Raw genomic sequence first — 11,080 nt, forward strand, 5'->3', positions numbered from 1 at the left:
GGCCGGGTGGGGCGCGCCGCCCGAGGACCTCAGGCGGCCGACGCGGTGTCACTGCGTGTGCGGAAACGCGATCCCCGACGGTCACAGTTTGTGAAGCGCGCCTTGCAGCGTGGTGACGACCCGTCGGGTGTCATTCTCGGTGGTGCGCCAGTTGCTGAACGCGGCCCGCAGTGCGGGCACACCGTCCAGCACGGTTGGGGTGAGGAAGACCTCGTCGGAGAGTTGACCGGTGAGTGCGGCCAGGCGTTCGGCGGTGGGGTCTTCCGCAAGGGTGAAGCAGACGACGTTCAGGCGGACCGGTGCCAGGAGCCGAAGCTCCGGCGTGCTGTCGATGGCGTCGCCCAGGGTGTGTGCACAGGCGATGCAGCGTTCGACGATTTCTCGGTGGCCGTCGCGCCCGTACGCGCGCAGGGTGAACCAGGCCGCGACGGCCCGCAGACGGTGGGAGTTCTCCGGGGTGAGGTGGGCCGTGTCAGGGGTGTCGCCGAGAGGGCCGAGGTAGGCGGCCGAATTCTGGAAGACGGCTGTCTGCAGATCACGTCGGCGGGTGAACTGCACCGCGCTGTCGTACGGCACATTCAGCCACTTGTGCAGGTCGACGCAGATCGAGTCGGCCAGATCGAGGCCGTCGACCAGGTGCGAGTAGCCCGGGCACAGGGCCGCGAAGGCGCCGAAGGCGGCGTCCACGTGCAGCCAGAAGCCGTAGCGCTCACGCAACGCGCCGATGGCGCGCAGATCATCGAAGTCAGCGGTGTTGACGGTGCCCGCACTGGCGACGACCACGCATGGCCCATCGGCCTCGTGCTCCTGCAACGCACGCTCAAGAGCGGCCGGATCGACGGCTTCCCGGCGGGGGAGAGTGTCCACCTGGATCAGGGCCGTGCGCCCCAGACCGAGAATCGACAGCCCCTTGGACACGCTCGAATGCGCGGCCCCCGACAGCACCCGTACCGCCCCGAGACCGCCCACGCCGTCCTCGGCAGGTGACACGCCCCTGCGCTCCCCGAGCCATTCCCGGGCTGTGGCAAGGCCGATGGTGTTGGACATGGTGGCACCGCTGACGAACGTTCCGTGATGGTGGCCGGACAGCCCGAACAGGCCGCGCAGCCAGGCGATCGACTCACGCTCCAGGTGCTGTCCTGCTCCATCCAGTGAGGAGAAGGAGTTCTGGTCCCAGGTCGCGGTCATCCAGTCGCCGGCCAACGCCGCCGGCGTCACGCCTCCCGTGACGAACCCGAGGTAGCGCGGCCCCGCACTCGCCGACAGTGTCGGTTCCCAGCGGGCGGCGAACTCCGCGAGCGTCGCCTCCAGACCCACGCCCTGCGCGGGCAGCGGTGTGGGTGGCGGGACCGGCACCGAAGGGACGACGTCCCGCTCGTCCAGGTCCGCAAGAAGGGCGGCGGCGTGCTGCTGGACGGCTTCCAGCAGCCTCGGCAGCTCATTTCGGTCTGCGGCGAGTTGCGGGTACACGTTGTCTCCGTTCGTCTCGGTTCGTCTCGGCTGACGACGACGGTAGGCAGGCGGCGGGCCGGAGGGCATGGTCCAATCGTGGGAAACTGGACCGGTGCGGATAGGGGACGAGCAGCTGGTGCGGGCCTTGGGGCCCTGGCGAACGCCCGATGCGCCACTGAGCGCGGCGCTGGCCCAAGCAGTCCGGGAAGCGGTCCTCGACGGCCGCGTACGCACTGGCAGCGAGCTGCCCGCCGAACGCCGCCTCGCCACCGCTCTCGGGGTGAGCCGCGGCACGGTGACGGCCGCGCTGGACCGATTGCGTGACAGCGGATGGGTCCGCACCCGGCACGGCAGCGCCAGCACGGTACGGCTGCCCCCGGCCGCCGCGGAACGCATCGCCCCCATCTCGGCGACCGGTGAAACCGGCTCCGTCACCGACCTGCGCAGGGCAGTGCCCGCCGCACCGCAGGAGGCCTACCTGGCAGCGACCCGGCGAGCCGTGGAACGAGCGGCCCCGCTGCTGGCCGAGCACGGCGAACCCGGACCCGGTCTTCCCGAGCTGCGTGCCTTGATCGCCGCACGGTACAGCCGTGAGGGTCTGCCCACCCGGCCCGAGCAAATCCTCGTCACCAGCGGGGCACGCGCCGCGCTGACCCTGCTCACCGCACACTTCAAACCCCGCGTAGCCGCCGTGGAGATCCCCACGTTCTTCGATGCGCTGCGGGTACTGCGCGGTCCGGGAACGAGGCTGGTCGGCTCGAGGGTCACCACCGACGGCTGGGACCTCGACCAGCTCAAGGCCGCCTTCACCGCTGCCCGAGGCCATCTCGCCTATCTGGTCCCCGACTTCCACAACCCCACCGGTGCGCTCATGCCGCAGCACATCCGTCGAACCGTCGCCGACCTGGCCGCTCGGAGCCAGGTGACCATCGTCGCTGACGAGACCATGCGCGACCTCGACCTGCGCGACCGGCCGGAGCCCGCGCCTCGGATCCGCGGTGCCGTGCTGATCGGTTCGACCAGTAAGGCGATATGGGCCGGCCTGCGCATCGGCTGGATCCGAGCGACGACCCCACTCATCAGCAGCCTGCAGAGCCACCCCCTCGCAGGCCCACTGTCCGCACCCCCCATGCAACAGCTCATCGCCGCCGAACTCCTGGGCGACCTGGAACCAGTGCTCCATCGACGGCGCGGCGAACTCCGGAGACAGCGCGACCACCTCGGCAAGCTGCTCGCCGACGACAACCGTTGGCACTTCACCGTTCCACCCGGCGGACTCGCGCTGTGGCTGCACCTCACCGCCACTCCCGCCGACACGATCGTCGAGCGAGTCGGCAAGAGCGGAGTCGAACTCGCCCCCGGCCCGCGCTTCGCGGCCGACGCGACTCTCACCCACCACCTGCGCGTCCCCTACACCCCGCCCCTCGACGTACTCAACCGGGTCGCCACGGTCCTCGACACAGCCTGCCGAGACTGAACCGGTAACCGACCGGCTCACGGAACGCGAACCGCGAAACGTGCGCCTTTTCCTACGTTCAACTGACGTTCCGCAAAAGGACGTTCGGGGTACACCGGCATCACCGACGATCCTGGCCCGGGCCCACGGGGGCGAACGCAGGTGTCACGGGGGGAGACGCAGGTGCCCGCGAACAGACCCGCTACCGAAGAGCCGCGATTAACCGTCACCAGACCCCCGCGCCGACGCCTGCGCAGAGTGCTGGCGTCGGCGCTGCCCGTCCCGGTCGTCGGGCTGGTCCTGCTCGTGGCCTCCGGGAACCTGCTGTTGCCGCTGCGGCAGGTGGTCACCATAGAGGCCAAGATGGCCTCGAAGAGGGACTTCTTCCAGGACCCCGTGGTCGAGCGGCTGCTCATGAAGCACGGCTTCCGCGTGCACATCACCAACATGGGCTCGCGTGAGATCGCCAAGCAGGACTACGAGGGATACGACGTCGTCTTCCCCTCCGGCCAGCCGGCCTCCGACCTGATCAGCCGGGAGCGCGCCCGGGCGAACCGTCCGGTGCTGCTGTACCGTCCGTTCGTCAGCCCCATCGTGCTGGCCACCTACCGGGACTACGCCGAGGTGCTCACGGCGGAAGGCGTCGCGACGCGCCTGCCGGGAACGGGCGGCCGGACGATGTACTACACCCTCGACATGCGGCAGTTCCTCGATCTCGCGCACGGCAAGAGGAAGGGCGTCCAGCGCGATCCCGAGGACGGCTACCGCTGGGACGAGATCGATACCGACGACCACGTCCGCAACGGCAACAAGATCCTTGCCCAGACCTCGGACATCTGCGAGTCCAACTCCGCCGGCACCTACCTCGGGCTCGTGGCCTTCGTCGAGCACGGGAACGACGCACCGGACAGCGAGGCCGAGGCCGAGCAACTGGCCCGGAGGATCAAGCCGCTCCTCGTCGAACAGGGCCTGCCGTCCTCCGAACGGGCCGAAACGTATCTGTCCCCCGACGGGCAGAGCATCGCCCCTGTCTCGGTGATCTACGAGCACCAGTTCCTCGCCCATCAGATCGGGTACGCGGCCGAAAAGGGCGCGACCGACGACGAGCGCGTCCTGCTCTACCCGTCCACCCGCTTCGTCACCGAACCCCAGCTCGTCGCGCTGACCGGCGATGGCGCCCGGCTCGGTGAACTGGTCAGCGAGGACCGCGAACTCCAGCAACGCGCCACGGAGTTGGGCTTTCGGACCCGCAACTCCGCCGGCGGCGCGACCAGCGACGATCTCACCAGATTCCTCACCGACCGGCAGATCCCGGTGCCCACCACCTCCTCCGACGACACCCGGGCGGTCCTGCCCAGCCTGCCCCTGCTGGAGAAGATGATCGAGATCGTCGGCGACTGCCCGGACCGGACGGGCGGCCGGTGAGACGCGGTGCGGGCCTGCCCGCGCTCTGCCTGGCGCTCATAGCCACCATGCTCACCGCTTGCTCGGGCGGCGACGGCGACGAGACGGTCCGGCTGCGCGTGCTCGCCAGTCCCGATCTCGCGGTACTGGCCCCGCTGCTCGGCGATCTGAAGGACGAGACCGGCATCGACCTGCGCCTGGACCACCGGGCCGACGCCGAGACCAAGGCCCCGGACCGCGACAGGTACGACCTCGCCTGGCTGTCCTCCGACCGCTATCTGCGTCTCACCGACAAGAGCGCGACCCGGGGCGTGCAGCGCACTCCCACCATGACATCCCCCGTCGTCATCGGCCTGAAGCCGGACGTGGCACGGAAGCTTCGCGCCCAGGTGCCCGACGGCCGGCTCACCTGGGCGGACATCGCGGACGCCGCCGCCACCGGCACCGTCCGCTTCGGCATGGCCGACCCCCGGCACGCCGGCAGCGGGCTCGCCGCCCTCGTCGGCGTCGCCACCGCCGCGGCCGGCACCGGAGCCGCGCTGCGCCCCGAGGACGTCTCCTGCGACCGGCTGCGCGGCTTCCGCTCCGGCCAGACCCTCACCGCCGACACCGGTCCCGCCCTCGTCGACTCCTACGCCGGCCACCAGGACGAGACCAACGCTCTCATCACCTACGAGTCCGACCTGCTCGCCCTCAACGCCACCGACCGCGTCGACGACCGCCTGGAGGTCGTCCGCCCCGAAGACGGCATGGTCCTGGCGGACTTCCCGCTCCTCCTGCTCAACCCGACCCACCGCACCGCGTACGACAAGGTCACGCAGTGGCTGCGGCGCGACTCGGTGCAGCGGCAGATCATGCGGCACACTCTGCGCCGCCCCGTGAACACGACGGTCACCCGGGACGCACGGCTGCGCGAACCGGTCGGCAACGCGCTCTTCCACCCCGACCAACCCGCCGTCGTCGAAGCCCTGTTGGCGGACTACGGTGACCCCGACCGCCGCACCACGAGCCAGGTGGTCTTCCTGCTCGACTTCTCCGGCTCGATGCGCGGCGCCCGGATGGCCGCCCTGCGCGAGGCCTTCGCCGGACTCAGCGGCGCAGACCCCTCCGCCTCCGGGAAGTTCACCCGCTTCTACCGGGGCGAGCGGCTGACCATCGTCCGGTTCGGCGGCCGAGTGCTGGAGGAGAAGACCGTCACGGTCACCGGCCCGCAAGACCTGACGGCTCTCGCCGACACCGTCGCAAGGGGCGGCTACGGCGATGCCACCGCCGTATGGTCCGCCCTCGACCGCGGCTACCGCACCGCCGCCCGCGAACTGGCCGCCGACCCCGACCGCTCCGTCTCCCTCGTCCTGATGACGGACGGCGAGAACAACGCGGGCCTGTCCCATGCGGAGTTCGTACGCCGTCACAAGGCGCTGCCCGCCGCCGTGCGCGCCGACGTCCACACCTACCCCGTCCATTTCGGCGAGGCCGACGCGGGCGAACTGCGGCGCGCGGCGGCGCGGACGGGCGGACGGATGGTGGATGCCTCCGGCTCGTCCCTTTCCGAGGCTTTCAAGGAGATCCGTGGCTGTCACTGACGCACTGTGGTGGAGCCTTTGGTGGCCGTGGATGACGGTCTGGCTGGTGACGGCCGTCGGCGTGGTGGTGCTCGCGGTGGTCCTGGAGCGCCATGCCCGGGAGCGGCGCAGGCACATGCGGCGCTGGCAGTCGGCGTACAGCATATGTCTGTACCTTGACGAGCAGGCGGTGATGGACCTCTACGAGCTCGGCAACTACCGGTCCGCACTGGAAGAGGCCGTCGAGCTGCGGACGAAGGTCGACACGAGTGTCGGATTCTGGAGCCGCGTGCTGACGTGGCTGTTCCGCTTCCGGCTGAAGCGGGACGTCAGCCAGGAGACCTTCCGCAAGTTCGTGCGCAAGGACAAACCGATCAACGTGATCGGCGTGGTCATGGAGGCCTTCGACCGGGCCGACGCCATCGTCCACGCCGACCTGACCACACTGACGGTCGTCCCTAACCGGAACCTCGCCGACAACCTGGCCGACGGCCGTGTCGTGACCCTGAGCCGCATCGGCGAATTCGTCTCGGTCAAAGGTGTGTTCACCGGCGTGCCCGACATCGCGGAGGGATTCGTCCTGCGGGCCGAATACGGCGCCGAGCGGCCCCCGGTCTACATGCGCGTCGTGGCCCCCGGGAACGCGCGTCGCTCGATCCCGGCCGGCACGTTCACGGCCCGTTGCCTGGGCAAGATGACCGGCTGGCGCGAGGACACCCGCGAGGTGACGCTGGAGGCGATCGCGATCTTCTGGTGACCGCCCCCGCTCACCGGGAGTTGAGCCCGGCGAGCACGCGCGGGGCCGACCGCCTCCCTATCGTGCGGGGGCCCAGACGCCGGTGGCGGCCGTATCGCGGACGTAGTCGGTGAAGTCCCGGGGCGGTCGGCCGACAGCGCGGTGGACGCCATCACCGAGTCGGGCCCTGCGACCGTCGAAGACCTCGCCCATGAGATCGGCCAGCGGCTCCGCGAGCCGCGCCGGTGTCCCCTTCTCCTGGAGAGCGGCGGAGAATCGTTCCTGGCTGATCGCCTGGTACCGGACCGTGCGCCCGACGGCCTTGCCGATCTCCGCGACGGCTTCGGCGAAGGTCATGAGCCGTGGACCGGTCACGTCGTATGTCTCACGGACGTGACGGTCTTCGGTGAGAGCCGCGGCCGCGACGTCAGCGATGTCCTCGGCGTCGGTGAACGGCTCCGCCACCTCGCCCGCCGGCAGCGCCACCACGCCTGCCCGCACCGCACCGGTGAGGACGTCTTCGCTGAAGTTCTGAGAGATGAACCCGGTGCGCACGATGGTCCACTCGGCGCCCGCTGCGCGCACTGCCTGCTCGCAGCGCTCCGCCTCGTTCGCACCACGGTCGGCCAGCAGCACCAGCCGCGTCACGCCGCAGCGCACCGCTTGGCCGGCGAACGCTCCCACCGCCTCTGCGGCCCCGGGAAACGCGGCGTCCGGGTGATAGGCCACGTACACCGACTCCACCCCTCGCAGCGCGGGCGCCCAGGTAGCCGTCTCCTGCCAGTCGAAGGGTGGAGTCCCCTTGCGCGAGCCGACCCGAACCGGCAGATCCCGCGCGGCCAGGCGCTCGACCACACGCCGCCCGGTCTTGCCCGTCCCGGCCAGAACCAGCGTCTTCTTGGTGCTGTTCGTTGTCCTCATGCCGCCAGTACACGCCGTCGGCAGGCAGACGCTGAATAGCTGAGAAGCTCGTTTTCGTGCTTGAGCGTCTAACCTGGGGTCCCATGGACGCACTGTCCGGCCTCTTGGCCGGCCCCAGAGCCCAGGGCGCCTTCATCCTGCGTTCCGTCCTGAGCCCGCCCTGGTCGGTCCGGGTGGAAGACGCGGCCCCGCTGAGCGTCGTGGCCCTCGCTCACGGCGCGGCCTGGGTCATGCCCGAGGCCGGTGCGGCCAGATGCCTCAGCCCCGGCAGCGTCGCGCTGATGCGCGGGCCGGCCCCCTACACCTTCGCCGACACTCCCTCCACACCCGTCCGGACGGTCGTCCGCCCGGGCCCCCATCGCACGACACCGTCGGGTCAACACCTGCGCGAGGTCGTTGATCTGGGCCCTCGCACCTGGGGAAACGACGTTCCCCGCGATGCGACCGTGATGTTGATCGGTAAGTACCAGATGACCGGCGAAGTCAGCAACAGACTCCTGCGCGCTCTGCCGCCGGTGCTGGTGCTGCCTCATGATCCTCAGCGCCCCATCGACCCGGTCGGGTTGCTCGCCGAGGAAGTCGTCCGGGAGGAACCCGGTCAGCAGGTCGTCTTGGACAGGCTGCTGGACCTGCTTCTGGTCACCTCGCTCCGAGCGTGGTTCGCGCAGGCCGGGACGGGAGCCCCGGCCTGGTACCGCGCCCTGTCCGACCCTGTCGTGGGCCGGGCCCTGCGCCACTTGCACAGCGATCCCGCCTCGCCCTGGACGGTGGGCGCCCTCGCCTCGGAAGCCGGGGTCTCGCGCGCGACGCTCGCCCGCCGCTTCACAGAGCTCGTCGGCCAAGCGCCGATCGCCTACCTCGCCGACTGGCGGCTGGACATGGCAGCCGACCTGCTCCGGGAACCAGAGGTGACGATCGAGGCCGTGGCTCGACGGGTCGGCTACGCCAGCGCCTCCGCCCTCAGCACCGCGTTCAAACGAGAGCGCGGGATCACCCCGCAACAGCACCGGGCCCGGTTCCGCACAAGAGGCGGGGCAGAGAAGCAGCCCCCATGAACAGGCCCCTGCTGCCGACGACCGCACCGGGCAGCGGGTCAGACCCTTTCCCGCGTCCACACCCTGCGCACCCGGCTGTCGGTGCCGGCGCGGACCGTGCGCGAGTCACGGCCGACGTGCGCGTTCATCGCTGACCGCAGCCGGTGGCGGAAGGTGAACCCCGGGGCCGGACCTGCCTTCGCGGACCGCTCCCGTACGTCGGCCTTCCCGCACAGCACGTCCCACGCCCGGTCCGGGCACTCCCCGCGCCGCCAGAGGAAGTCGCAGTACGGGATGTGCGCGATCTCCAGGTTCAGCCAGCCGTCCTTCCGCAGTACGCCCTCCCACTCGGGCAGGCGGAGCTTCAGATAGCCGCGCCGCCGGTCGGACTTGTCGACGCTGGTGATGCCGAGCACGCGGACGAAGCCGGGGGTGCGTTCCAGCACGACCACCGGACGCTCCTTGTAGGTGTTGTCGTCGTGGGTGAGCTCGGCCGTCCACACATCGCCGACGGCCGGTGGCCAGGACGTCACTCCGGGGGGCGCGGGGCGGGCCGGCGGTCCGGTCCTCAGCCAGCGCACCAGGCGGACGACGGCGGCCACCGCGCAGCCGGCGGACAGCCCCACCAGCGACCACCACAGGACGGCGAGCAGCAGCGTCCCGGGGGTGGCGTCGTCCGGGCCGGGGACGAGGGTGCCGCCCGTGTGGTGGATCCAGTACCCGGTCACGACGGCCAGGAGCGCCTTCCACAGCGCCGTCCGCAGCAGGACCAGCGGAAAGTAGCCGTGGTCCACGATCCGCATCAGACCCAGTACGGCGGCGGTCGTCGCGTAGACCACGGTCATCCCGGCCATGGGCTGCTTGTCGACCTCCGTCTCCAGTGGTGCCATGACGCCCGCCACCACGCAGCAGAGGCCCACCGCCCGTGCCGCGACCAGTATCCGGCTCCCCTTGAGCCGCGCGGGCGCCACCATCCGGACCATCGGCCGGGCGACCAGTACGCACAGCACGAGCAACGCGACGCATATCCAGGTGTTCCTGGTGTCGGTGAAACCGACGCGGAGCACCGGGAACATCAGCACCCACATCACCCAGGAGCCGAGCCCCACCGCCAACGGCGCCCCTGCCGAGTATTCGGGTTTCAGCCGCTTCGACCTGAGCCGTGGCTGCTGCAAGCCTCCCATCAGCGGCGTGCTCAGGCACACCAGAAGTACCGCCCCCGCCAGAATCGCCCGCACGTTCCCCCCGGCTCTCGTCGCTGGGAGCAGCTTGGTCCCGCGACCGGCGTGCCCGGCGTCGTTTCGCTCTTCCGGACCCGTGCGCGGGGCGGTCTGGTAAGGCGCCCAGCCACAGCCGGCATCCCGCACGGGTCATGGACCGTCGTCCCGCCGACAGCTCGCCTCGCGTTCGATCGCCACCATGGCAGCGTCGTCATCCAGGTACCTCTTCGGGGTGTGGGCGAGGAGGTCTTCGCGGAGATGGCGCAGAAGACGCTGAGGCTCACCCCTGGGGGCGGCGCGCATGCGCTCGGCCAGCGGGTAGAAGGTCCCGGCCGTGTCGCGGGCCTCGCTGACGCCGTCTGTGTACAGCAGAAGGGTGTCGCCGGGTTCGAAGGGAAAGGTCTCCGCGGTGAAGGAGGAGTCGGCGAACTCGGTGAGGCCCAGTGGCGGGAGCGGCGTGGCCACCTCGAGCGTGGTGATGCGGCCCTGGTGCAGCAGCAAGGGCGGCGGGTGGCCGCAGTTGATCAGGTGGACGACCGGAGAGTCGTCGGGGATGTCGAGGACCGCGGCGGTGATGAACCCCTCGCTGAGGGCCGTGGTGCCGAACTCGGCCGCTTCCGGGTCGTCCAGGTCCGAGGAGACGGTTCCCTCCAGATGGGCGACCAGTGCGGGAAGGCCGGCCTGCCGGTGGGCGGCGGCGCGGAAGGCGCCGAGGAGGAGGGCGGCGTCCCCGATCGCCTCCATTCCCTTGCCGCGGACGTCTCCGACGATGAACCGGGTCCCCTGGGAGGTACGCGCCGCGGCGAAGAGGTCGCCGCCGATCTGTGCCTCGGCTTCGGCGGCCAGGTAGGCCGAGGCGATGCGCAGGGGGCCGATCCGGCGCGGCAGCGGTCGCAGAACGACCTGCTGCGCGGCCTCGGCCACCGAGCGCAGCTGCGTCAGTTCCTGCTCGTGCCGCTCGCGCCGGAGGGCGAAGAGCGTGACGAACACCGAGATCAGGACCAGGGCGGAGAGCTGGAGACTGTGGTTGAGGTCGGTGAGGCTGGTGCGCACCGTGGCGACGACAGCCTGGGCCAGAACCGCCAGAGCGCCGACGCACGCCGTGGTCCTGGGTCCTGCGAACGTCGCGGTGATCGCGGGTGCGGCGGCCAGGAAGGGGCCGAGGTGCACTTCGGGGGGAGCAAGGATGTCGCCCACCGTGACGATGACGATGAGCGCGAGTGGAACCGCCAGCAGAGCCTGACGCGACTCTCGTGATCGGCGGGGGCTGCCGGGCAGCCGTCGAGGCCCCATGG

General features: G+C 70.6%; 9 protein-coding genes. 5 read left to right on the forward strand and 4 right to left on the reverse strand.

Annotation, left to right across the window (positions count from 1 at the left end; genetic code table 11):
• Positions 1-81: 81 nt before the first annotated feature.
• Positions 82-1,470 carry a pyridoxal phosphate-dependent decarboxylase family protein gene (locus ACFT32_RS12265; protein ID WP_382488350.1) on the reverse strand — a complete coding sequence of 463 codons (1,389 nt, stop codon included), beginning with the start codon at positions 1,468-1,470 and terminating at the stop codon, positions 82-84.
• A 94-nt stretch (positions 1,471-1,564) separates the two neighbouring features.
• Between ACFT32_RS12265 and ACFT32_RS12270 the strand changes: the two genes are divergently transcribed.
• The 4 genes from ACFT32_RS12270 (at position 1,565) to ACFT32_RS12285 (ending at position 6,631) form a co-directional block, all read left to right on the forward strand.
• Positions 1,565-2,929, forward strand: a complete 1,365-nt coding sequence (locus ACFT32_RS12270; RefSeq protein ID WP_382488351.1) for a PLP-dependent aminotransferase family protein — start codon at positions 1,565-1,567, stop codon at positions 2,927-2,929.
• A gap of 237 nt (positions 2,930-3,166) precedes the next feature.
• The gene (locus ACFT32_RS12275; protein ID WP_382488352.1) at positions 3,167-4,333 is read left to right on the forward strand and encodes a hypothetical protein; all 1,167 of its coding nucleotides are present in this window, start codon (positions 3,167-3,169) and stop codon (positions 4,331-4,333) included.
• Positions 4,330-5,895: a substrate-binding domain-containing protein gene (locus ACFT32_RS12280; protein WP_382488353.1), complete on the forward strand. Its 1,566-nt coding sequence runs from the start codon at positions 4,330-4,332 to the stop codon at positions 5,893-5,895. The genes ACFT32_RS12275 and ACFT32_RS12280 overlap by 4 nt, the downstream gene beginning before the upstream one ends.
• On the forward strand, positions 5,882-6,631 hold the full coding sequence (locus ACFT32_RS12285; RefSeq protein ID WP_382488354.1) for a hypothetical protein: 750 nt from the start codon (positions 5,882-5,884) through the stop codon (positions 6,629-6,631). The genes ACFT32_RS12280 and ACFT32_RS12285 overlap by 14 nt, the downstream gene beginning before the upstream one ends.
• 57 nt (positions 6,632-6,688) lie before the next feature.
• Here ACFT32_RS12285 and ACFT32_RS12290 read toward each other — a convergent pair whose 3' ends face one another.
• A complete protein-coding gene (locus ACFT32_RS12290; protein ID WP_382488355.1) occupies positions 6,689-7,531 on the reverse strand; it encodes an NmrA family NAD(P)-binding protein in 843 nt (280 codons plus the stop codon).
• Between the two features lie 83 nt (positions 7,532-7,614).
• Here ACFT32_RS12290 and ACFT32_RS12295 point away from each other — a divergent pair, with 83 nt between their 5' ends.
• Complete coding sequence (locus ACFT32_RS12295; protein ID WP_382488356.1) at positions 7,615-8,586, forward strand: cupin domain-containing protein; 972 nt, start codon at positions 7,615-7,617, stop codon at positions 8,584-8,586.
• Positions 8,587-8,624: 38 nt separating this feature from the next.
• Here ACFT32_RS12295 and ACFT32_RS12300 read toward each other — a convergent pair whose 3' ends face one another.
• Positions 8,625-9,749: a hypothetical protein gene (locus ACFT32_RS12300; RefSeq protein ID WP_382488357.1), complete on the reverse strand. Its 1,125-nt coding sequence runs from the start codon at positions 9,747-9,749 to the stop codon at positions 8,625-8,627.
• Between the two features lie 186 nt (positions 9,750-9,935).
• Entirely contained in the window at positions 9,936-11,078 is a 1,143-nt protein-coding gene (locus ACFT32_RS12305) for a PP2C family protein-serine/threonine phosphatase (protein ID WP_382488358.1), read from the reverse strand.
• Between the last annotated feature and the right edge of the window lie 2 nt (positions 11,079-11,080).

It is taken from the genome of Streptomyces sp. NPDC057002, assembly GCF_042673825.1.
Lineage (GTDB): Bacteria > Actinomycetota > Actinomycetes > Streptomycetales > Streptomycetaceae > Streptomyces.

Excerpts from the sequence above, each read along its gene's own strand:
- ACFT32_RS12290 (WP_382488355.1), bottom strand. The coding sequence starts at position 7,531 with ATGAGGACAACGAACAGCACCAAGAAGACGCTGGTTCTGGCCGGGACG.
- ACFT32_RS12295 (WP_382488356.1), top strand. The coding sequence starts at position 7,615 with ATGGACGCACTGTCCGGCCTCTTGGCCGGCCCCAGAGCCCAGGGCGCC.
- ACFT32_RS12300 (WP_382488357.1), bottom strand. The coding sequence starts at position 9,749 with ATGGGAGGCTTGCAGCAGCCACGGCTCAGGTCGAAGCGGCTGAAACCC.
- ACFT32_RS12305 (WP_382488358.1), bottom strand. The coding sequence starts at position 11,078 with ATGGGGCCTCGACGGCTGCCCGGCAGCCCCCGCCGATCACGAGAGTCG.